This window comes from Flavobacterium sp. NPDC079362, assembly GCF_050267765.1.
GTDB classification, from domain to species: Bacteria; Bacteroidota; Bacteroidia; order Flavobacteriales; family Flavobacteriaceae; genus Flavobacterium; species Flavobacterium azizsancarii.
The window spans coordinates 135,996-160,594 of record NZ_JBNNFM010000004.1 but is presented as its reverse complement, the minus strand read 5'-3'; the positions used below and the strand labels follow the sequence as shown (position 1 = coordinate 160,594).

The 24,599-nt window shown below is 36.0% G+C and carries 12 protein-coding genes; all 12 read left to right on the top strand.

The features are described from left to right. Positions 1 to 78 precede the first annotated feature (78 nt). The 12 genes from ACQKCJ_RS06135 (at position 79) to ACQKCJ_RS06080 (ending at position 24,393) form a co-directional block, all read left to right on the top strand. Positions 79 to 750 carry a DUF3826 domain-containing protein gene (locus ACQKCJ_RS06135; protein ID WP_427401612.1) on the top strand — a complete coding sequence of 224 codons (672 nt, stop codon included), beginning with the start codon at positions 79 to 81 and terminating at the stop codon, positions 748 to 750. 77 nt (positions 751 to 827) lie between these two features. Continuing rightward, complete coding sequence (locus ACQKCJ_RS06130; RefSeq protein WP_427401611.1) at positions 828 to 2,534, top strand: polysaccharide lyase; 1,707 nt, start codon at positions 828 to 830, stop codon at positions 2,532 to 2,534. A 185-nt stretch (positions 2,535 to 2,719) separates the two neighbouring features. Then, positions 2,720 to 5,881, top strand: a complete 3,162-nt coding sequence (locus ACQKCJ_RS06125; protein WP_427401610.1) for a DUF6298 domain-containing protein — start codon at positions 2,720 to 2,722, stop codon at positions 5,879 to 5,881. A gap of 138 nt (positions 5,882 to 6,019) precedes the next feature. After that, positions 6,020 to 7,411 carry a glycoside hydrolase family 140 protein gene (locus tag ACQKCJ_RS06120; protein WP_427401609.1) on the top strand — a complete coding sequence of 464 codons (1,392 nt, stop codon included), beginning with the start codon at positions 6,020 to 6,022 and terminating at the stop codon, positions 7,409 to 7,411. Positions 7,412 to 7,639: 228 nt separating this feature from the next. Further along, positions 7,640 to 9,208 carry a glycoside hydrolase family 28 protein gene (locus tag ACQKCJ_RS06115; protein WP_427401608.1) on the top strand — a complete coding sequence of 523 codons (1,569 nt, stop codon included), beginning with the start codon at positions 7,640 to 7,642 and terminating at the stop codon, positions 9,206 to 9,208. 60 nt (positions 9,209 to 9,268) lie between these two features. Beyond that, positions 9,269 to 10,186: a glycoside hydrolase family 43 protein gene (locus ACQKCJ_RS06110; RefSeq protein WP_427401607.1), complete on the top strand. Its 918-nt coding sequence runs from the start codon at positions 9,269 to 9,271 to the stop codon at positions 10,184 to 10,186. A gap of 157 nt (positions 10,187 to 10,343) precedes the next feature. Continuing rightward, the gene (locus tag ACQKCJ_RS06105; RefSeq protein ID WP_427401606.1) at positions 10,344 to 12,209 is read left to right on the top strand and encodes a six-hairpin glycosidase; all 1,866 of its coding nucleotides are present in this window, start codon (positions 10,344 to 10,346) and stop codon (positions 12,207 to 12,209) included. A 502-nt stretch (positions 12,210 to 12,711) separates the two neighbouring features. Beyond that, positions 12,712 to 15,462 (top strand): glycoside hydrolase family 78 protein, encoded by a 2,751-nt coding sequence (locus ACQKCJ_RS06100; protein WP_427401605.1) that lies wholly within the window; start codon positions 12,712 to 12,714, stop codon positions 15,460 to 15,462. Between the two features lie 171 nt (positions 15,463 to 15,633). Continuing rightward, positions 15,634 to 17,052 carry an alpha/beta hydrolase family protein gene (locus tag ACQKCJ_RS06095; protein ID WP_271334173.1) on the top strand — a complete coding sequence of 473 codons (1,419 nt, stop codon included), beginning with the start codon at positions 15,634 to 15,636 and terminating at the stop codon, positions 17,050 to 17,052. A 167-nt stretch (positions 17,053 to 17,219) separates the two neighbouring features. Further along, entirely contained in the window at positions 17,220 to 19,685 is a 2,466-nt protein-coding gene (locus ACQKCJ_RS06090; RefSeq protein ID WP_427401604.1) for a glycoside hydrolase family 95 protein, read from the top strand. Positions 19,686 to 19,871: 186 nt separating this feature from the next. Beyond that, the gene (locus ACQKCJ_RS06085; RefSeq protein ID WP_427401603.1) at positions 19,872 to 21,440 is read left to right on the top strand and encodes an MGH1-like glycoside hydrolase domain-containing protein; all 1,569 of its coding nucleotides are present in this window, start codon (positions 19,872 to 19,874) and stop codon (positions 21,438 to 21,440) included. A gap of 196 nt (positions 21,441 to 21,636) precedes the next feature. Next, on the top strand, positions 21,637 to 24,393 hold the full coding sequence (locus ACQKCJ_RS06080) for a glycoside hydrolase family 78 protein (RefSeq protein ID WP_427401602.1): 2,757 nt from the start codon (positions 21,637 to 21,639) through the stop codon (positions 24,391 to 24,393). The last annotated feature ends 206 nt before the right edge of the window (positions 24,394 to 24,599 follow it).

Sequence of the window (24,599 nt, the reverse complement as noted above, 5' to 3'; positions counted from 1 at the left end):
TGCCTAATCTGTGAGAAAAAATAGCCTACAGATGAGGCAGATCTTATAAAATCATTGTAATTCATAACCTTTTTTAAAATGAAATCGATAAAAAACATAAGCGTTTTAATGCTGTTACTGGTATTCGTTACCAGTGTGGCACAACAGCATTTAGATCCGGAATACATCAAAGTAACCAACGAAAGAGCGGCTAAAATTGTAGAAAAATTAGGATTGAAAAATCCTGAAAAAGAAAAAGCCGTTACAGATATTGTAGCACAGCAATTCAGGGATTTAACTGCTATTCAGGATCCAAGAGATGCTGAAATCAAAAAAGCAAAAGAAGATGCCGGTTTATCAAAAGAAAAGCAAAACGAAAAGATTGATAAACTAAAGTCAAAAGCAGATCAGTCTATTGAAAAATTGCATACAGCTTATCTTAAAAAATTAGGAAAACAATTATCAGAAGATAAAATTACTGACGTAAAAGACGGAATGACCTACGGAGTTTTGCCTATTACCTACGCAGGATATCAGGATATGTTGCCGGCTTTGACTGAAGCGCAAAAAGAATATATCTATAAAGCTTTAGTAGAAGCAAGAGAACACGCCATGGATGGTGGATCATCTAAAGAAAAACACGGTTGGTTTGGAAAATACAAAGGAAGAATCAATAATTATTTATCTAAAGAAGGTTACGATTTAAACAAAGAAAGTGCCGACTGGCATAAACGTGTTGAAGAAAGAGAAAAGAATAAAGCAAATAAATAGATTCCGCTAAGACCTCACAAGATTTAAAAACCTGCTAGGTCTATTTAGAAAGTCATAAACTTCAGATCATAATTCTCATGCAAAATAATTCCTCAAATAGTATTTTAAAACGAACAATGATGATTGCTTCATTTTGTTCAGTGGTTTCATCTGCATACGCACAATATCCTGTAATTCCGAAACCGGTTCAGGAAAAAGCCGATGCAATTTTAGCAGATGAAGAAAAAAGGTTAAACGAAATTTGGACTTCCAATTATAATATCATTCAGTCCGAAGCAAAACAAGGAAAACCATATTTGCCTTGGGCTTCTTACCCTAAAGATTTTGTTCTGGCAGATATTCCCGCTTTTCCGGGAGCCGAAGGAGGAGGAGCTTTTACACAGGGAGGAAGAGGAGGAAAAATATTTGTTGTAACAAGTTTAGAAGACAGCGGAAAAGGAACATTTCGTGAAGCCTGTGAAGCCGTTGGGGCAAGAACAATTGTATTCAACGTTTCCGGAATTATTCAGTTAAAAAAACGAATCAGCATGCGTGCACCTTACGTAACCATTGCGGGACAAACTGCTCCTGGTGACGGAATTTGCATTGCAGGCGAAACATTAGAAATAGATACACACGACGTTATCATCAGACACATGCGTTTTCGCAGAGGCGCCACAGATGTTACCCGTAGAGACGATGCGCTTGGAGGAAACCCGATGGGAAATATAATCGTTGATCACTGCTCTGTAAGTTGGGGATTAGACGAGAATATTTCGTTGTACAGACACCAATTTCAAGTCAATGATAAATCTAAATTAGAGAAATTGCCGGCTTGTAATATTACCATTCAAAACACGATTTCATCTGAAGGATTAGATACTTATAATCATGCTTTTGGAAGTACAATTGGTGGATTGAATAGTACGTTTATGAGAAATTTATGGGCAGATAATATTTCAAGAAATGCTTCTGTTGGAATGTACGGAGATTTTAATTTCGTAAATAATGTAATCTTCAATTGGTGGAACAGATCTGTTGATGGTGGAGATTATCGCTCGATGTTTAATATCATTAATAATTATTATAAACCGGGACCAATAACACCAACAGATCAGCCAATTCGCTATAGAATTCTAAAACCGGAATCAGGATATATGGTACCAAAAACTTACGGAAGAGCGTATGTTGCAGGAAACTATATCGATGGTTCGCCGGAAGTTACGGCAGACAACTGGAATGGTGGGATACAATTAGAAGATATGCCAGATGAACAAAAGAAATCATATCTGGAATTAATCAAACAGACTAAACCCTTTTCGATGCCCAAGTTTACTATTATGACGGCAGAACAAGCATATGAGTTTGTATTGAATAATGTTGGAGCAACTTTTCCTAAAAGAGATATTGTCGACGAAAGAATCATAAAACAAGTACGTACCGGGAAAATAGATGCTAAGGACGGATTAGAAAATGCAATTGGCAAAGAATATATAAAAAGAAGATTACCTGCGGACTCTTATAAAAAAGGAATTATAACACACCCGGATCAGGTTGGCGGTTATCCGGTATACAAAGGAAAAGCCTATAAAGATTCTGATAATGATGGGATTCCGGATGCATGGGAGAAAAAGTTTGGTTTAAATCCAAATGATGCTTCAGACGCCAATAAAGATGCAAACGGCGATGGTTATACCAACATTGAGAAATATTTTAACGGAATCGATCCAAAAAGTAAAACTGACTGGACAAAACCTGAAAATAATACAGATACATTGGCTAAACTAAAAGGATTAGTACAATAATGTTTTAAATTTATTCCGTTGACAATATTATTTCAACGTCTAACAGGTTTTTCAAAACCTGTTAGGTATTCAAAGAATAAAAGAAAGTAGGTTAGAATGAATTTCGACAATATAAGATCGAGAACTAATACCCAACAGGTTTTTGGAAACCTGTTAGGATAAATTACAACAAAAAATATTTTAAAGTGAATTTCAGCAAACGACAAAAAATAAATTCTCTTCAAAAGGACAAACTGTTTTTGTTCTGTTTCGTTTTGTTTTTAATTGCAAATATAGGAACAGCACAAACCTCGTTCCCGGATATCATCAAAACTAAAGAAGGAAAACTTTCTTTTACCACTGACAATAAAGGAAACCAAATTCCTGATTTTTCTTATGCAGGATACATGGCATCTGAAAAAGCGATCCCAAATCTTGAGAATAAAATTTTTGTACCAAAACAAGAAGAAGATGCTACCCAAAGAATTCAGGCAGCGATAGATTATGTAAGTAATCTTAAACCAAATAAATCTGGTTTTCGAGGCGCCGTACTTTTAGACAAAGCAACTTTTAAAATCAGTGGGACTTTATATATCAGAAAATCAGGAGTTGTTTTACGAGGAAGCGGAAATACTGAAAACGGAACTATTTTTTTAGGAACCGGATTGAAACGAGAAGCCGTAATTCGGGTTTTAGGAGTTGATGATAAAAAGCTCGGTGAAACTTTCGAATTTAATACAAATTATACGCCACTCGGGACAAAAATAATTCAATTAAAAAACACCTCAAAATTAAAAACATCAGATGAAATTATCATCACTAAACCCTTAACTGCAAATTGGATTAAGGAATTAAAAATGGATGATTTTGGAGCAGAAACAGGTTGGATTGGATGGAAAAAAGACGATTGGGATATTTCGTGGAGCAGAGTTGTAACCAAAATTAGTGGTAATGAAGTAACATTAAATGCTCCGTTGACCATGACTTTAGATGATGTTTACGGAACAGCAAAAGCAACGTCTTATTCCTGGACAGGAAGAATCGAACAAATCGGAATCGAAAATATCCTGATGAAATCGACTTATGATCAGTCAAATCCAAAAGACGAAGAACACAGATGGTTCGGAATTAGCATCGAAAACACAAGAAATGCCTGGGTAAGACAAGTTAATTTCAAGCATTTTGCGGGAGGTGCAGTTTCGTTATTAAAATCGGCACAGCAAATTACAGTTGAAGATTGTATTGCAACGGAACCCATTTCTGAAATCGCAGGTTTTAGACGACATACTTTTTATACAGAAGGCCAACAAACTTTGTTTCAGCGTTGTTACTCAGAAAATGGTTACCACGATTTTGCAGTAGGCGGATTTGGAACAACAGGTCCAAATGTGTTTATTCAGTGTGAATCGTTTATGCCCTTCAATAATAGCGGAGCAATTGGTAGTTGGGCGACAGGCGTATTATTTGATGTTTCTTATGTAGACGGTCACGCTTTAAGTTACAACAACAGAGAACAAAACGGCAGAGGAGCGGGATGGACGGCTGCCAATAGTGTTATTTGGGAAACTTCGGCATCTAAAATAGAATGTTATAATCCGCCAACAGTACAAAACTGGGCTTTTGGAGTCTGGGGCGGAATCATGGCTGGCGACGGTCACTGGAAAGATGTAAACAATCATATTTCGCCAAGAAGTTTATTCTATGCACAATTAGAAAACAGATTGGAAAAACTTCCTGTAAATCCTCACATTTATGATTTAGGTTCAGAACCCTCATCAAGTCCTACAGTAGAAGTGGCGCAGGAATTGACTAAAAATTCAGTAGCTCCAAAAGAAAATTTAGTAGAATGGATTGCAGAAGTTTCAAAATCGAATCCAATTGACATCAACAATTCAGGACTTAAAAATGCAAATGATTTAAAAATAAATTCGGTACAAAATAGTACTTCAGATAATAAAGTAGTTACAAAAAACGGCTGGCTTACTTATGACAACAAAGTAATTGCCGGAAATAGATTAAGCGTGCCATGGTGGCGAGGAAGCCTGAGAGATAGTGATATTTCTAAGTCATTACCGGATATTACAAGATTTGTTCCCGGTAGAACTGGTACAGGATTTACAGATAATATCAACGAAGTTGTAGGTTATTTAAGTGCTAATAATATGGTCGCCTTAGAACATAATTATGGTTTATGGTACGAAAGAAGAATGGACGATCACGAACGCGTTCGCCGTTTTGATGCTGATGTTTGGCCACCATTTTATGAGCAGCCATTTGCACGAAGCGGACAAGATTTAGCCTGGGATCAATTGAGCAAATACGATCTGACAAAATTTAATAGTTGGTATTGGGATCGTCTCGCACTTTTTGCTGATTTAGCAGAGGCGAAAGGACAATTGTTAGTCAACCAACAATATTTTCAGCATAATATTATAGAAGCCGGAGCACATTGGTCAAGTTCACCATGGCGTTCAGCAAACAACATAAACAATACAGGTTTTCCGGAACCGCCGCCTTACGCAGGAGACAAACGTATTTTTATGGCAGAACAGTTTTATGATGTTACAAATCCTGTTAGAAGAAAATTGCACGAGGGGTTCATCAGAAAATCGTTGGAGAATTTTCAAGAAAACAGCAACGTAATTCAGCTGACAAGTGCAGAATTTACAGGACCACTTCATTTTATGCAATTTTGGTTAGATGAAGTTCAAAAATGGAAAGACGAAACAGGTAAAAAAGCAATCATTGGTTTAAGCGCTACAAAAGATGTTCAGGATGCAATTTTGATTGATGCCAAAAGAGTAAAAACAGTAGATGCAATTGATATTCGTTATTGGTATTATAAAGAAGACGGAACAGCTTATGCACCGCAAGGAGGTCTGAATTTAGCACCAAGACAACACGCCAGAAAATTAAAAACCGGAAAAGAAACAGACGATCAGGTCTATCGCGCCGTTCGTGAATATCGCGAAAAATATCCTGAAAAAGTAATTTTGTATTCAACAGATGGATCTTCAAAATTTGGATGGCCGGCATTGATGGGAGGAGCTTCTTTACCTAATATTCCAAAAATAGAAATGCCTGCATTTTATTCCGCTTTAAGCGAAATGAAATTAGTACAAGGAAATACGTTTTCAGACAAGCTATGGACATTAGAAAATAAGGGAAAAAGTTATCTTTTTTATGCGAAGAATCCACAAGATATTTCAATTGATTTGTCAGGTTACAAAGGTACTTTCGAAGTATATGAAATTAATGCTACAAAGGGAACTTTCATTAAAAAAGCAAATATAAACGGAGGAAAACAAGTAACAATTCCACAAGCCGAAATCAAAGAAAAAGTACTTCTTATAGTGAAGAAGAGATAGCCACAGATTTTGCATATTAAAAAGATTAAAAATTAAAAATAAATCTGCGAGAGAATTTAAAGACAAAGCTTGGAAAATCCATTAAATCAGTGAAATCTGTGGCAAAAAAATAACAACACAATTCAAAAACAAACCAAAATGAATCTGAAAATTAAATATTTATACGCCCTAAGTATATTCTTTTTGTTGACAGCACAAATCGGACATTCTCAATCTCAAAATCTGCCGCAGCTTAAAGTATCTAAGAATCAACATTATTTTGTAACCGGAGATGAAAAACCATTTTTCTGGTTAGGAGATACAGGTTGGTTAACTTTTGGAAAATTAGACAGAGCGGGAGTAGATAAGTACTTTAAAGACAGAAAAGAGAAAGGATTTAATGTAGTTCAGGTAATGGTTTTGCATACTCTCAATGTGACAAATGTTTACGGCGATATGGCTTTGATTAACGAAGACGTTTCTAAGCCTTTGATTACTGCCGGAAATAACTTCAAAAATCCACAGGAATATGATTATTGGGATCATGTTGATTATACTTTAGAGGTAGCTCAGAAAAATGGCATTTATGTTGCCATGGTTCCGGTTTGGGGAACAAACGTTGCAAAAGGAAATAAAGTAAGCAAAGAACAAGCTACAGAATATGCGAAGTTTTTAGCCAATCGATATAAAAACAGAACCAATATTATCTGGTTAAACGGAGGTGATACGCACGGAAACGAATTTATGGACATTTGGAATGCGATCGGGAGTACTTTAAAAACCAATAATCCGGATCAGTTAGTAACATTTCATCCTTTTGGAAGAACAGATTCATCTGAAAATTACCATAATGCAAAATGGTTAGATTTCAACATGTTTCAGTCAGGACATCGTCGTTACGATCAGGATACTTTACCAAATAGTTTCAAAGAAGACAATTATAAATTCGTTCAAAGAGATTTAACCCTAAAACCCATAAAACCAACACTTGATGGAGAACCGTCTTATGAAGGAATTCCACATGGTTTACACGATACGCTACAACCAAAATGGACAGATAATGATGTAAGACGTTACGGTTATTGGTCAGTTTTTGCAGGAGCTGCAGGATATACTTACGGACACAATGCCGTAATGCAAATGTTCAGAAAAGGCGATAAACCAGCTTACGGAAATAAAGAATTATGGACATCTGCGGTTAATGCGCGCGGAGCAAAACAAATGATATACATTAAGAAATTAATGTTAGGTTTTCCGTATTTAGAAAGAGTTCCGGATCAATCATTAATTGCCAATCAAGGAGAAAAATATGATTATCTAATTGCAACAAGAGCAAATAATTATGCACTGATTTACACATACACCGGTAGAAAAATTGCGCTTAACATGGCAAAGATTACCGGAGATAAAGTAACTGCAAGCTGGTACAATCCAAGAAATGGAAAAGAAACAAAAATTGGAATCGTAGAAAATAAAGGAATCCAGGAATTTCAGCCATTGGGAGATAAAAAAGATGGTAATGACTGGGTGCTTATTTTAAGATCAAAGTAACCACAATCTTGTCATACCGAGGAACGAGGGATCACACACGAAATTCGACAAAGGTTGACCATTAAGTAATAACCACGATCTTGTCTCCCGAGGGACGAGGGATCTGCTCAATCTGCGAGAAAAAATATTGCACTCAGATTTAAAAAAGATTTAAGCAGCTCCCAAAGATTTTTAATTATAGATCTGCCAAAATCAGCAAAATCTGTGTGAAACCAAAAAACATAAACAATGAAAAATATACTAATAATACTCTTCTTCATTACCGGACTTAACACCACTTTCGCAAATGACGGCTGGTTAAACATCCTAAACGAAGGAGGAAATAACAAAGGAGTAAAATGTACAGAAGCCATTCAGAATGCTATCGAAAAAGCATCTAAAAATGGCGGTGGAACCATCTTTTTTCCTGCCGGAGAATATTTGACAGGAGCTTTAAAATTAAAAAGCAATATTACCATTCATTTAGATTCAGGAGCACTTTTGAAATTCTCAGACAATTTTGATGATTTTTTACCTTATGTAGAAATGCGTTACGAAGGAATTGTAATGCAGTCTTTTTCTCCATTATTTTATGCGAAAGATGTAGAGAATATCACCATTAAAGGAAGAGGTGTAATCGACGGACAAGGTAAAGCGTGGTGGAATGAGGTGTACCGAATTGAAACGGCTAAAGGACCAATTCCGTTAACGAAATACCAGAAAATGTGGGAAGAACAAAACAAAGGAATTGTTTATTCTGATTATTATAAAAGAACGATCGACAAAAAGTTTTTCAGACCTTCTTTCTTTCAGGCCTATAATTGCAAAAATATTTTAATTGAAGGCGTTACATTTCAAAATTCTCCTTTTTGGACTATAAACCCAGAGTTTTGTGATAATGTGACCGTTACAGGGATTTCAATTTTTAACCCACATTCTCCAAATACAGACGGAATCAATCCTTCGTCTTGTAAAAACGTTCACATTTCGAATTGTCATATCAGCGTTGGGGACGATTGTATTACGATCAAATCAGGAAGAGACGAAGATGGTCGTAAATACAACAGACCAACGGAGAATGTTACGATTACCAATTGTACGATGTTAAGTGGTCACGGTGGTGTTGTTATTGGAAGCGAAATGTCCGGCGGAATTAAAAAAGTAACGATTTCGAATTGTGTTTTTGACGGAACAGATCGAGGAATCCGTATCAAAGCCGCTCGTGGTCGTGGTGGTGTTGTAGAAGATATTCGTGTTGATAATATTGTCATGAAAAACATCAAGGAAGAAGCCATTGTGTTGAGTCTTTTCTATGATAAAGATACCAAAGTAGAACCCGTAACTGAGAAAACCCCTATTTTCAGAAATATTCACATGAGTAATATTACGGGTTCGAACGTAAACAAAGCCGGACAAATTTTAGGAATTACCGAAATGCCAATTCAAAATATCACCTTTTCTAATATTAATATGGACGGAAAAGAAGGTTTTACAGTAAGCACAGCAACAGATGTTGAATTTCATGATGTAAAAGTAAATGCTTCAATTGGTTCTTCTTTTAAAATATCCGATTCTAAAAATATCATTTTAGACAATGTAGGTTCATCAACACCAATAAAAGGAGTTCCGGTAATTAAGTTAGATAATGTATCTAGTATGATGATCAATAATAATTTTCCGTTTAATGCAACGGATGTTTTCATTGAAGCAAACGGAAAAGAAACAAAAAATATTTTCCTGAAAAATAATGTGTTTAATAATGTAAATACAATTGTAAAAAAAGGAAAAGATCTGGATAAAAAAGCCATTACAGAATAAAAATTGGAGAGTCAATTTTGTCAAAGTTCGAACTTTGACAAAGTTTAAACGAGATACAACATGAAAAAAATAGCCTTCATCATAACCCTTTTTGTTTTTGCGATAAGTTATTCACAGAAAAAGAAAGACATTTATCTTTTTACATCGTTTAGAGAACCGGCAACAGCAGGTTTGTATTTGGCCTATAGTGAAGACGGTTACAACTGGAAAGGTCTTGAAGGATCATTTTTGAAACCCGAAATTGGAGCCAGCAAAATAATGCGCGACCCTTCGATAGTAAGAGGCGGAGACAATACGTACCACATGGTTTGGACAACAGACTGGAAAGGCGGAAACGGTTTTGGATACGCCAGTTCTAAAGACTTGATTCATTGGTCAAAACAGGAATATATTCCCGTGATGAAAAACGAGCCGGAAGTAGTAAACGTTTGGGCACCGGAAATTTTCTATGACGATGTCAAAAAAGAATACATCATTATTTGGGCATCAACAATTCCGTTTCGATTTGAAAAAGGAATAGAAGAAGAGAAAAATAATCACCGAATGTATTATGTAACGACAAAAGATTTTAAAGCTTTTTCAGAGGCCAAATTATATTACGATCCGGGTTTTAGCGTCATCGATTGTGTGATTGTAAAGAAAGGAAAGAAAGATTATGTTTTGGTTTTAAAAGACAATACAAGATCAATGCGTAAAATTGAAGTAGCATTTGGAAAATCACCTTTAGGACCATTCAGTAAAAGATCAGAACCCCTGACAGAATATTTATCAGAAGGTCCAACCGTAGTTAAAGTAGGTAAAAATTGGCTGTTGTATTATGATAATTATGGCTCAAAAAATTATAAAGCATTAAGTACTTTAGATTTTGTTCATTTTGAAAATGTATCATCAAAAATAAGTCTTCCGGAAGGGCACAAACACGGAACGATTACCACAATTTCTAAAGAAGTTTTAAAAGGACTAGTTGAAAAGAAATAGTTAGAAAATAAATTTCATGCAGATTTAAATGGATTAAGGCAGATCAGGCATATTTTTAATTTTCAATCTCATTAAATAAAATAAAAGCAGGTTAAAAAATGATCTGCAAGAATCAGCTAAAATCTGTAAAATCTGCGTGAAATAAAAAATATAAACAATGATTACTTTCCAAAACATAAAAACCAATATATTAAGTACAGCCACAATTCTATTGATTTGTGCCGCTGTAAATGCACAGAATGATACTGTGCGTTATGTGGGTAAAACACTTTCAAATATCGATTATCATCACGGTCAATTAAGTCCGGCTGTTGGAGTTCACGCCACGCAAATTATGCGTGCCAGCCGTGAACATCCTGAAAAAGCAGATGGTTTTGGCTGGACCTACAATCACCAGCCAACAATGGCGTATTGGAATAATACCTTTTATCTTCAGTACCTCAGTGATCCTGCAGGAGAACATATTCCGCCAAGCCAGACCGTGATCATGACTTCAAAAGATGGTGTGACGTGGAAAATGCCAAGAGTTATTTTTCCTATTTATCATATTCCGGATGGATGGAAAAAAGAAGGAGTAGAAGGTGTTGCCAAAAATCTGGATGCGATTATGCATCAAAGAATGGGTTTTTATACCTCCAAAGACAAACGACTTTTTGCTCTTGCCTATTACGGAATTGCAATGGATGAAAAAGACGATCCGAATGATGGAAAAGGAATTGGACGTGTCATTCGTGAAATCAAAAAAGACGGAAGTTTTGGTGAAATTTATTTTATCAGATACAATAAATCATGGGATAAATCAAAATCAGCTTTTCCATTTTACACACAGGCAAAAGACAAAGGACTTAGAAAAGCCTGCGAAGAAATTCTTTCAGATCCTTTAATACTGCAGCAATGGGTTGAAGAAGCGGATCGTGATGACGAATTAATTCCGTTAAAAAAACCTTATAAAGCTTTAAGTTCTTATCATTTGCCAAACGGAGACGTAGTAGGTTTATGGAAACATGCTTTAACTTCAATCAGTAAAGATGGTGGGAAATCATGGGAATATATGCCCGTTCGCGCTCCTGGTTTTGTAAACAGCAACGCGAAAATCTGGGGACAAAAAACATCAGATAACCGTTATGCAACCGTTTATAATCCATCAGAATACCGTTGGCCCTTAGCGATTTCAACCAGCGATGATGGATTAAATTATAAAGATTTATTATTGGTTCACGGCGAAATAAGCCCGATGCGCTACGGTGGAAATTACAAATCTGCCGGCCCGCAATATGTAAGAGGAATTTCTGAAGGCGACGGAACTCCGCCTGACGGAAAATTGTGGGTAAGTTATAGTGTCAATAAAGAAGATATTTGGGTAGCTTCGATTCCGGTTCCGGTTGTGGCTAAAGTTACCGAAGACGTAAATGATATTTTTAATGAACTTCCTGACGGACAAGAATTAAAACTGTGGAATACCTACGATTTATCCTGGGCTTCAACCAAAATAGAGAAGAAAGCAGACGGTAAAAAATGGCTGACTTTAAAAGATCAGGATTATTTTGATTATTCCCGTGCAGAACGCGTTGTTCCGTTTGCCGAAAAAATGGAAGCAACTTTTACCGTTAAACCAGAACAAAACAATCACGGTTTATTACAGATTGAATTTCAAAACAAGCAAGGATTACCGGCTGTAAGACTGACTTTTGATTCAGATGGACAATTAAAAACAAAAAACGGAGCCCGCTCGAATACCATTGCAAAATACGAAGCAGGTAAAGAATATAAAGTAACATTAAAGCTGAATGTCAAAACACGTTCATACACTATAAAAGTAAATAACGAGAAAGAATCAACGAGGATTTTTTACGCTCCGGTAGAAGGTTTTGAACGAATTATGTTTCGAACAGGTGAACAGAGATATACACCAAATCCTGATACAGCACCGGACACAGACGATTATGATGATCTGCCGCAAACCGGAAAATTAATCCCGGAAGCGGTATTTAATATCCAATCGCTGATTACAAAAAAGTTATAGAAAACAGAACGCGGATGAAACGGATTCGCTAAAGCGAAGACGCAGATAGACGCAGATTTTTCATCTAAACAGTACAATAAAAAAATCCGTTTTTATCTGCGTCTTTACGAAGTAAATCCGTGTTATCCGCGTTCAAAAATCTCAACAATAAAAAATGAAGAATTTAAAAAAATTCGGGAAATTGGTATAATTCGTGGCAAAAAAAGAATTCTGATAAAACAGACTCGCTAAAGAGAAGACAATAAAGCAAATAAAAAAATCCGTTTTTATCTACGTCTTTACGAAGTAAATCCGTGTCATCCGCGTTCAAAAATCTCAACAATAAAAAATGAAGAATTTAAAAAAATTCGGGAAATTGGTATAATTCGTGGCAAAAAAAGAATTCTGATAAAACAGACTCGCTAAAGAGAAGACAAGAAAGCAAATAAAAAAATCCGTTTTTATCTGCGTCTTTACGAAGTAAATCCGTGTCATCTGCGTTCAAAAATCTCAACAATAAAAAATGAAGAATTTCAAAAATATAATAGTAGCAATTTGTCTTTTAGTAAACCTGGTTTCTAAAGGGCAAATTTTGCCAGTACATCTAACAACAGAAATGGCTCAGAATCCAGTAGCGGTGGTTCAAAATCAGCCACGATTAAGCTGGCAGTTGGTTTCAAAAGAATCCGATGCATCACAAATAGGCTATCAAATTTTGGTTGCTTCATCAGAAGAAAAACTAAAAAATAACCAAGGAGATATCTGGAATAGTGGAAGAGTAAATTCTAATAAAAATTTACAGATAGTTTATGGTGGAAGCCCTTTAAAAGCTGAAACCAAATATTTTTGGAAGGTTAAAGTATGGAATCAGGCAGGCAAAATTTCTAAATGGAGTTCAACCGCATCTTTCAGAATTGCCCCTTTAGACGAAATATTAAATCCAACCTGGATTGGAGCCATTACAAAGGCCAACAGCCATTTACCGGAAGGAAGAAATTTTCATACGGCCACGTTTAACAGACAAAAAAAAGATGCTATAATTAATGCTTCAGATTCTTTGTCGCGCAGAAGTATTATGCTTCGAAAACCATTTACAGTTGCTAAAGAAATTAAGGAAGCGGTAGTGTATATTTCCGGTCTTGGACATTATGAATTAACGATTAACGGAAAGAAAATAGGCAATAGTGAGTTTGCTCCTTTATGGACAGATTACGACAAAACGGTTAATTATAATACCTATGAGTTAAACGCTAAAGAACTAAAAAATGGCGAAAATGTAATTGGTGTTCTTCTGGGAAATGGAATGTACAATACACTTGCTGAACGATATACCAAGTTTTTTGTAAGTTTTGGTCCGCCAACTTTATTTTTGAAAATGAAAGTGGTTTACAAAGACGGTACCGAAGACATTATTAAATCTGATGAAAGCTGGAAATACAGCAAAAGCCCAATAACGTACAATAGTATTTTTGGGGGAGAAGATTATAATGCCAATTTAGAACAAAAAGGCTGGAACGAAACCGGATACAATGATTCTAGTTGGAAGAAAGTAGTTGTTCAGGAAGCACCAAAAGGAATTTTAAGAGCACAAACAGCACCGCCAATTACAATTCAGAAACAATATGATGTTGCATCTGCAAAAGAATTGAAACCTAATTTTTATGTTTTTAACATGGGGCAAAATCTTTCAGGATTTACCACTATTAAAGTAAAAGGAAAGAAAGGTCAAACCGTTCGTGTTTGGGTAGGCGAAAGCTTAAATGATGATGGAACTGTAGGACAGGGAAGATCCGGAAAACCTTATTATTATGACTATACTTTAAAGGGTGGAGGAATAGAAGAATGGCAGCCAAAATTCAGCTATTACGGTTTTCAATATGTGCAAATTGAGAATATCAATTATAAAAAGACCAAAGATCAAAATCTACCGACATTACTAGATTTAAAATCGAATTTTATTTATAATTCGGCAGGAGAAGCAGGAACTTTTGAATCTTCGAATGCCATTTTTAATAAAACACATGAATTGATAAACAACTCCATAAAAAGTAATTTTCAAAGTGTTTTTACTGATTGTCCGCAACGAGAGAAATTGGGTTGGTTAGAAGAAATTCATTTAAACGGACCGGGATTAATGTTCAATTATAATCTTGAAAGTTATATTCCGGCAATGATGCAAAACATCTCAGATTCGCAAAGAGAAAATGGTTTAATTCCAAGTATTGTTCCTGAATATGTTGTTTTTGGTGGCGATTTTACTGATTCTCCGGAATGGGGTGTAACGGGAGTAATTCTGCCGTGGATGTATTACCAATATTACGGTGATGCTTCGCTAATTGAGAAATATTATCCTGTAATGAAAAAATATGTCGATTATTTAGGGACAAAAGCAACCAATCATATTGTTTCGCACGGTTTAGGCGATTGGTACGATTACGGAACTCATGCTGCGGGGTATTCTAAAAATAGTCCTATTGCCCTTTCTGCAACTTCTCATTTTTTCTATGGAGCAAGTTTGGTAGCAAAAGCAGCGAAATTATTGAATAAAACAGATGATATCGCTACATACGAAACACTGACTTCTGATATAAAAAATGCTTTCAACAAGGAATTTTTCAATGTTGAAACCAAACAATACGGAACAAACAGTCAGTTTAGTAATGCCGTTCCCGTTTACATGGATATCGTAGAACCGCAATATAAAGCTGCTGTAATGCAGAATTTATTAAGTGATATAAAAGCAAAAGGCGACCGATTGACAACAGGAGATGTTGGAAACCGTTATTTGTTTCAGGCTTTGGCACAAAATGGCGAAAATGAAATGATGTACAAAATGAACAATCATTATGATGCACCAGGTTACGGTTTTCAGATAAAATTTGGTTTAACCACTTTAACCGAGCAATGGGACCCAAGAAAAGGAAATTCATGGAATCATTTTATGCTGGGACAAATTGAAGAATGGTTCTATCAGAGTTTAGCAGGAATTGTTGCTGATCCGGAAAAACCGGGTTTCAAACATTTCTATATTCAGCCTGAAATTGTAGGCGATATGACTTTTGTAAAAGCAACGTACCAATCTATTTACGGAATTATTACATCAGCATGGGAGAAAAAAGACGGGAAGTTGATTTTGAAAATTGAAATTCCTGTCAATACTTCGGCAACAGTAAAATTGCCGGTTGATAAAAATTCAGAAATAAAAGTAAATGGAAAATTGACAAAGAATTTAAATTTTGGATCAGGAAAATATACAATAGAATACAAAATATAAATGGCACACGGATGAAACGCATTCGCTAAAGCGAAGACGCGGATAAAAACCGATTTTTTAATTTTTAAATATGGCAAGCTGAATAAAAAAAAAAGTTTTTATCTGCGTTTTTACGAAGTAAATCCGTGGTATCCATGTTCAAATCTATGTTAGTTAATACACAATACAACCATGAAAATAAAACATATTTATATATTAGTTTCAATTTTTGCATTGACAATTTCAAATGCACAAATAACATCTGATGAGAACTTTAGAAAACCCGTTTCAGAAACATTAAAAAAAATCGAAACAGCTTTTCACGTTACGATAAACGACGACCGAGGTTTACTAAAAGGAAAAGAACTGGACTATGCCGATTGGAGAATCGAACCGGGAAATCTGGCAATTTCACTCACCAATATTCTGGCTCCTTTTGAATTGATGTACTTCAAACAACCGGATGGAACTTACATCATTAGAAAATATGAAAATCACAAAGTATCGGTTGATAAAGGAAAAGAACGTCTGGCCTATTTAACGACTTTATATTCGAATGTAACTGAATGGGAAGCACGTAAAAAAGAAATAAAAGCGTGTATGATAACGTCTTTTGGTTTGGATAAAGCACCACCGATGCCAAAATCAAAACCTATTCTGACTCCAAAAAGAATTTATAAAGATTATAGTATCGAAAATATTGGTTTAGAAATCCTACCGGGTGTTTACGTTACAGGCTCGATTTACAGACCTTATCCTTTCAATAAAAAAGCTCCGATTATCTTAACGCCTGACGGACATTTTGGTGACGGAAGGTATCGAAAAGACGAACAATATCGTTGTGCAATTATGGCAAAAATGGGTGCCATTGTAGTGAGTTATGATTTGTTTGCCTGGGGAGAATCATTGCTTCAATTTCCCGAAGAAACACATAGAAACAGTATCGCTTCAACCGTTCAGGTTTTAAGCGGAATCAGATTATTGGATTATTTGGCAACAACAAAAAATGCTGATATGTCAAGAGTTGGCGTGACCGGAGGTTCTGGTGGAGGTTCGCATACCATGTTTTTGGCAGCTTTAGACGATCGAATTACAGTTTCGGCTCCGGTGGTGATGGTTTCTTCGCACTTTTCTGGCGGTTGTCCGTGCGAAAGTGGTCGTGGTATTCACCTTTGTGGAAACGGAACCAATAATGCCGAAATCTCTGCAATGATGGCACCAAAACCACAATTAATAGTTTCTGACGGAAAAGACTGGACATTGGCAGTTCCGGAACTTGAATTTCCTTTTATTCAGCGAACGTACGAATTATACGGAAAGAAAGATCTTGTAGAAAATGCTCATTTTGCTAAAGAAGGACATGATTTTGGAGTTTCAAAACGTATGGCTTTGTATCCGTTTATGGCAAAATATTTAGGATTGGATTTGAATAAGGTAAAAAATGAAAAAGGCGAAATCGACGAATCGACTTGTGTAATTGAACCCAAAGAAAAAATGTTTGTTTTTGGAGATAAAGGCGAAAAATTTCCAGCCAATGCTTTAAAAGACATCAACAAATTGTATGAGATGTTTGGGGAGAAGAATAATAAAATTTACGAGGTTAAGAAATAAAAGAAAGTTGCCACGAATTTCACGAATTAACACGAATTAAAATTTTTGACACAGATTAAAAAAGATTTACGCGATTCTTTAAATAATAAATCCAAATAATCCTTTTAATCTGTGGCTAATAATGATAGTGTGAATTAGTGTAATTCGTGGCGAAAAAAAAAATTTATATGAAGTTAAGAAATAAAATTACCTCGATTTGTGTTGGAATTTTTTCGTTTGCTGCAACAGCGCAAAACAACAGCGACCTAAAACTTTGGTACGATAAACCTGCTGCAATCTGGAACGAAGCTTTGCCTTTGGGTAATGGTCGTTTAGGGGCAATGGTCTTCGGCGATCCTGCGGTTGAACGTTTACAATTGAACGAAGAAACGATTTGGGCGGGTTCTCCAAACAGCAACGCCCATTCGAAATCATTAAAAGCTTTACCAATTGTAAGACAGTTAATTTTTGACGGAAAATTTGATGAAGCGCAGGAATTAGCTACTCAGGATATTATGTCGCAAACCAATGACGGAATGCCTTATCAAACTTTTGGGAGCGTTTATATTTCGTTTCCGGGACATCAAAAATATTCGAATTACTACAGAGATTTAGATATTGCAAATGCTACTGCAAAAGTAAAATACACGGTGAATGGCGTTGAATTTACCAGAGAAATTCTAACCTCATTTTCTGATCAGGTAATTGTGGTGAAACTTTTGGCAAGTCAGCCGGGTCAGATTACAGCGAATGTTTTTATGAACAGTCCGCTTGATAAAACGGTTTCGGGAACAGAAGGCGATCAAATTTTATTATCCGGAATTGGAAGCAATTTCGAAGGTGTAAAAGGGAAAGTGAAATTTCAGGGACGTTTAATTGCCAAAAATAAAGGCGGAGAAGTTTCAGCCAGCAACGGAATCATTAGTATCAACAAAGCAGATGAAGTGACGCTTTATATTTCGATTGCAACAAATTTTAAAAATTATCAGGATATCAGCGGTGATGAAATTGCGAAAAGCAAAGACTATTTGGCTAAAGCCGAAGTAAAAGATTTTGCCACTATTAAAAAAGATCATGTTTCCTATTATCAGAAATTCTTCAATAGAGTTTCTTTCGATTTAGGAACAAACGAAGCGGCGAAGAAACCAACAAACGAAAGAATCAGGGATTTCTCAAAACAATTTGATCCGCAATTGGCGAGTTTATATTTTCAGTTTGGTCGTTATCTTTTGATTTCGAGTTCACAACCTGGCGGTCAGCCAGCTAATTTACAAGGGATTTGGAACGATATGGTAACGCCTCCATGGGACAGTAAGTACACCACAAACATAAATGCTGAGATGAATTACTGGCCGGCAGAAGTAACGAACCTTTCAGAAATGCATGAACCGTTTATTCAAATGGCAAAAGAGTTAAGCGTGACAGGAGCCGAAACAGCAAAAATAATGTACAATGCAAAGGGTTGGGTTTTGCATCATAATACTGATATTTGGCGTGTAACTGCTCCGGTTGATTATGCTGCATCCGGAATGTGGCCAACAGGTGGTGCATGGGTAAGTCAGGATTTATGGGAAAGATATTTATACACAGGAGATAAAAATTATTTAAAGGAGATTTATCCGACAATAAAAGGCGCAGCAGATTTCTTTTTAGATTTCATGATTATTGATCCCAATACAGGTTATCTGGTGGTTGTTCCTTCAAGTTCTCCTGAAAACACGCATGCTGGCGGAACAGGAAAAGCAACAATTGCATCGGGAACCACGATGGACAATCAGTTGATTTTTGATTTGTTTACGCACGTTATCGAAGCTTCAAAATTGGTTGCTCCAGATGAAGCTTACGCCAAAAAAGTAAGTGAAGCTTTGGCTAAAATGCCTCCAATGAAAGTAGGAAAGCACAGTCAGTTACAAGAATGGCAGGAAGATTGGGACAATCCGGAGGACAAACACAGGCACGTTTCGCATTTGTACGGTTTGTTTCCAAGCAATCAGATTTCGCCAATTGAAACACCGGAACTGTTTGAAGCTGCAAAGAATTCACTGAATTACAGAGGAGACGAATCTACAGGTTGGTCAATGGGATGGAAAGTCAATTTATGGGCAAGATTGTTAGACGGAGATCATGCTTATAAACTATTACAGGATCAATTGCATCTGGTTACGGCAGAACAAAGAAAAGGCGGCGGAACGTATCCGAATATGTTAGATGCGCACCAACCGTTTCAAATTGATGGAAATTTTGGATGCACAGCCGGAATTGCCGAAATGCTAATGCAAAGTCAGGAAGATGCGATCCTCTTATTACCGGCTTTACCAAGTGTCTGGAAAGACGGTAGTATAAAAGGTCTGGTGACCAGAGGCGGTTTTGTAATCGATATGAGTTGGAAAAACAATAAAATTTCGACTTTAAAAATTTACTCAAAACTAGGAGGGAACTGCAGATTGAAATTAGAAAATATACTAAAAGCAGATAAAGGAATTTCTATTAAAAAAGCAAAGGGAAAAAATCCTAATCAATTATTTTATGATGTCGAAGTAAAGAAACCAATTATATCAGATCAGGCGAATTTGAAGAAAGTGGTTTTACCAAAATATAATATATATGATGTTCAGACAAAAGCAGGACAGACGTATACCTTTTACGGGAATTAGAATTATCCTAACAGGTTTTTAAAACCTGTTAGGTATAGATTGATAGTGTAGTTTGTAGTGTGATTTCTCCCTCCGGTCGAAATGACAAAACAATGGGAATAGGCATTAGTTGTGTGAAGAACAAACAGCCCGATTCGCCGCAGCGAAACACACCCAAAGAATAAGTTTTTAAATAATAATTAGAATATGTTACACCATTTCAAATACAAAATAATAGCTTTCCTAATCTTGATTTCAGCCTTAAATATAGGTTGTAAATCAGGCGTAAATCAGTCTCAAAAAGGAACTTCGGTGGTTTTGAATCCCGCAAATTTCAAACATTACGTTGATTATTTCAATACAATGGAAGATGAGAATTTAAAATTTGCGATTCCGAATAACAGTGCCTGGGGTTGGATGGAGAAAAATATCCCGTTGTTTGAGTGTCCGCAGCAAAATTTTGAGGAGATTTATTATTTTAGATGGTGGAGTGCACGAAAACACATCAAGAAAACACCTCAGGGATATGCGATTACAGAATTTTTGGTAGATCGTTCGTATGCTGATAAATACAATATGATTAGTTGTGCTTTGGGGCATCACATTAACGAATTCAGATGGTTACACAATCCGGAATATTTGGAGCAGGATGTACATTTATGGTTTAGGGGAAATGATGGTAAACCCATGAAAAAACTCAGAACTTTTAGCAGTTGGACGGCGGATGCTTTGTACAATCGCTATTTAGTGAATAAAGATGATAAATTTTTATTGGATATGTATCCTGATCTGGTTGCCGAATATGCCGCTTGGGAAGGTGATAGAAAACGTAAAGACGGTTTGTTCTGGCAGTTTGATGTTAAGGACGGTATGGAAGAATCATTGAGCGGAGCCAGAAAATTTAGAAATTCACGCCCAACGATCAACAGTTATATGTTTGGAAATGCTGCAGCTTTGGCTAAAATAGCCAAGCTGAAAGGAGACACTAAACAAGAGAATTATTTTGAGGCAAAAGCCGATACATTACAAAAATTGGTAGAAACAAAACTGTGGAATGCTAAAAGTGAATTCTTCGAAACGTTTACAGAAAAAGATACTTTGGCACAGGTTAGAGAAGCGATTGGGTTTATTCCGTGGTATTTTAATCTGCCACAGAAAGACAAAGGATTTGAAAAAGCTTGGGAACAAATTAAGGACGAAAAAGGATTTTCGGCACCGTTTGGATTAACAACCGCGGAGAGAAGAAGTCCGCGTTTTAGATCACACGGAACAGGAACTTGTGAATGGGATGGTGCGATCTGGCCTTTTGCGAGTTCTCAGACTTTAACAGCATTGGCGAATGTCTTGAATAATTACGATCAGAATTTTGTTGCCAAGCCGGATTATTTCAAACAAATGAATCTGTATGTAGAATCGCAATATTATCGCGGAAGACCTTATTTGGGCGAATATCTGGACGAAACGACTGGATATTGGTTAATGGGTGACAAAGAAAGAAGCCGTTATTACAATCATTCGACTTTTAATGATTTGATGATTACAGGATTGGTAGGTTTACGACCAAGAGCAGATGAAAAAATTGAAGTAAATCCGTTGATTCCACAAGACAAATGGGATTGGTTTTGTCTGGATAATGTTTTATATCATGGCAATATTGTTACGATTCTTTGGGATAAAACAGGAGAAAAGTATAAAAAAGGAAAAGGTTTCAGGATCTTTAAAAACGGGAAGGAAATTGCGGTTTCTGAGAAGTTGGAGAAATTGGTTTCTGAATAAATATTGGCGAACGGGTTTAATGAATTAAGCAGATTGACACAGGTTTTATTCTCATTTTGTGTCATTGCTCTCAGAGATTTCTCGTTCATCTAAATGACAAACCAAATCGAAAATAAAATAAAATTCGCAATAATCTGTTTGATCGGTTAAAATCTGCAGGCAAAGAATCAACGCATTACATACTAAAATACAACTTATGAAAAGGTTTTTTTTACATACAACATTCATCATTTTAACCCTGATTTCAATTTCGGCGAAAGCCCAAAACAAAATCGGCGTTACAAATTTGCAATGCGAAATGCTCAGCAATCCGGAAGGAATTGATGTCGTTCAGCCACGATTGAGCTGGCAAATAAATGCGAATGTTAGTGATGTAAAACAGACCGCATATCAGATTATTGTGTCTTCGACTTTAGAGAATCTGAACGCGAATAAAGGTGATTTATGGGATACTGGAAAAGTACAAAGCAACGCATCTGTCAATATTATTTATAACGGAAAACGACTGGAAAACCGTCAAAATGCTTTTTGGAAAGTGATTCTCTGGACGAATAAAGGTGAAATTCAATCAGTAGATAAAGCTCATTTTAGTATGGGTATCATGAATTATGCTGACTGGAAATCAACACGCTGGATTGGGTACGAAAAAGCTTCTGCAGGAGATAGTATATCTCAATATTCTAAATTATCAGCAAGATATCTTCGAAAAGAAATCAACTTAAAAAAACAAGTTAAAAGTGCCAAAGTCTACATCATGGGAATGGGATTATATGAGTTGTACATTAACGGAAATAAAATTGGTGATCAGGTTTTGGCGCCTGTTCCTACGGATTATACAAAGAATGTAAAATATAATGTTTTTGATGTGACTTCTCAACTTAAAGAAGGTAAAAATATGTTAGGAACGATTTTAGGAAATGGACGTTTTTTTACGATGCGTCAGGATTTTAAACCGTATAAAATCAAAACTTTTGGTTATCCAAAAATGGCTTTGCAATTGTATGTTGAATATACAGATGGAACAAAAGAAGTAATCAGAACGGATGATACCTGGAAAGTAACCACAAATGGACCCATTTTATCTAATAATGAATATGATGGAGAGGAATACGATGCCCGCAAGGAATTGAAAAATTGGAACACCACCAATTTTGATGATAAAAATTGGTTTCAGGCAGAATATGTTCAGGAACCGGGCGGTTTTTATGAGGCGCAAATGACACCTAATATGAAAATTATGGGTGAGGTAAAACCAATTTCGTTCAAACAAACGCCTAAAGGAACTTATATCTTGGATATGGGACAGAATATGGTAGGTTGGCTGCAATTGAAGGTAAAAGGTAAAAGTGGCGACAAAGTGACTTTGAAATTTGCCGAATCCTTGCAAGCAGATGGTTCTTTGTATATCGAAAATTTACGTGACGCCAGAACAACAGATGTTTATACTTTAAAAGGCGAAGGCGAAGAAATTTGGGAACCAACTTTTGTTTTTCACGGTTTTAGATTTGTCGAAGTTTCAGGATTTCCGACGAAACCAACGCTGGATAATTTTGTTGGAAAAGTAGTTTACGACGATATTAAAACGACCGGAACTTTTGAATCTTCAGACGCTGTGATGAATCAGATTTTCAAGAATGCCTATTGGGGAATAAGTGGCAATTATAAAGGGATGCCAATCGATTGTCCGCAGCGAAACGAGCGTCAGCCCTGGCTTGGCGACAGAACAACCGGAGCTTATGGCGAAAGTTTTTTATTCGATAACCAAACTTTATACGCAAAATGGCTGGATGATATTAAAAATGCACAAACGGCAGATGGCGGAATTCCGGATGTTGCACCGGCTTTCTGGCGGTATTATGGCGATAATGTAACCTGGCCCGGAACTTATATTACGGTTGCTGAAATGCTGTACCAGCAATTTGGCGATAAAAAAGTAATTGAAAAACATTATCCGTCGATGAAAAAATGGGTGGTGTATATGGAACAGAATTATTTGGTTAAGGATTTAATGACCAAAGATAAATATGGAGATTGGTGCGTTCCGCCGGAATCATTAGAATTAATTCACTCGAAGGATTCAGCAAGAACTACCAATGGCGAATTAATTGCCAGTGCTTTTTATTATCATTTACTGCAAAAAATGAAAAAGTTTGCTACTATAAATGGAAATAATTCAGATGATATTCAATATTATGATTCACTTTCTGAGAGAGTGAAAACGGCTTTTAATGTGAAGTTTTTCAATGCTTCTAAAAACAATTATGCCAACAATACGGTAACAGCAAATTTGCTTCCATTAGCTTTTGGAATGGTTCCTGAAAATCTTCAGTCGAAAGTATTTGAAAATATTGTTCATGAAGTCGAAGTAACCTATAATGGTCATATTAGTACCGGAGTTATTGGGACTCAGTTTTTAATGCGAACCTTATCTGAGTACGGAAGACCAGATTTGAGCTATAAACTGGCTTCGAATGATACTTACCCAAGTTGGGGTTATATGGCAAAGAATGGTGCAACAACAATCTGGGAATTGTGGAATGGAAATACTGCTGATCCTAAAATGAATTCTCAAAATCATGTGATGTTATTAGGCGATTTACTGATTTGGTATTACGAGAATATTGCCGGAATCAAGAGCAATCCTGAAACTCCGGGGTTCAAACAAATCATCATGAAACCAGATTTCGAAACCGGATTAACCTTTGTGAATGCTTCTTATGAATCGATTCACGGAACGATAAAGAGTAACTGGAAAAAAACTAAAAATAATTTGCAATGGAATATTACGATTCCTGCCAATACTTCGGCAATAGTTTATTTGCCTTCAACGAAAGTTTCAGCAGTAACTTTAGACAATAAAAATTTAGATAAAACTGCGGTATCTTATAAAGTAGAAAACAATAAACTTGTTCTGACATTGCCTTCTGGTTCTTATGTTTTAAATGTAAAATAGTAATAGCAGCACTTAAGCGCATATAATCTTGCTTCAGATCTTTGTCAAAGTTTAAAATTTTGACAAAGACTTTTGCTATTGTCTGGTCTGCCATTGTTAAAAAACGCAAAAAGTATCCCATTTAAAAAAAATTCGGGACAGTACAGGATGGATCTTTAGAATTTTAGTGTCATTTTTACACTTAATAAATAATTTTGTGCGAAAAA

Excerpts from the sequence above, each read along its gene's own strand:
- ACQKCJ_RS06135 (WP_427401612.1), top strand. The coding sequence starts at position 79 with ATGAAATCGATAAAAAACATAAGCGTTTTAATGCTGTTACTGGTATTC.
- ACQKCJ_RS06130 (WP_427401611.1), top strand. The coding sequence starts at position 828 with ATGCAAAATAATTCCTCAAATAGTATTTTAAAACGAACAATGATGATT.
- ACQKCJ_RS06120 (WP_427401609.1), top strand. The coding sequence starts at position 6,020 with ATGAATCTGAAAATTAAATATTTATACGCCCTAAGTATATTCTTTTTG.
- ACQKCJ_RS06115 (WP_427401608.1), top strand. The coding sequence starts at position 7,640 with ATGAAAAATATACTAATAATACTCTTCTTCATTACCGGACTTAACACC.
- ACQKCJ_RS06110 (WP_427401607.1), top strand. The coding sequence starts at position 9,269 with ATGAAAAAAATAGCCTTCATCATAACCCTTTTTGTTTTTGCGATAAGT.
- ACQKCJ_RS06105 (WP_427401606.1), top strand. The coding sequence starts at position 10,344 with ATGATTACTTTCCAAAACATAAAAACCAATATATTAAGTACAGCCACA.
- ACQKCJ_RS06100 (WP_427401605.1), top strand. The coding sequence starts at position 12,712 with ATGAAGAATTTCAAAAATATAATAGTAGCAATTTGTCTTTTAGTAAAC.
- ACQKCJ_RS06095 (WP_271334173.1), top strand. The coding sequence starts at position 15,634 with ATGAAAATAAAACATATTTATATATTAGTTTCAATTTTTGCATTGACA.
- ACQKCJ_RS06090 (WP_427401604.1), top strand. The coding sequence starts at position 17,220 with ATGAAGTTAAGAAATAAAATTACCTCGATTTGTGTTGGAATTTTTTCG.
- ACQKCJ_RS06085 (WP_427401603.1), top strand. The coding sequence starts at position 19,872 with ATGTTACACCATTTCAAATACAAAATAATAGCTTTCCTAATCTTGATT.
- ACQKCJ_RS06080 (WP_427401602.1), top strand. The coding sequence starts at position 21,637 with ATGAAAAGGTTTTTTTTACATACAACATTCATCATTTTAACCCTGATT.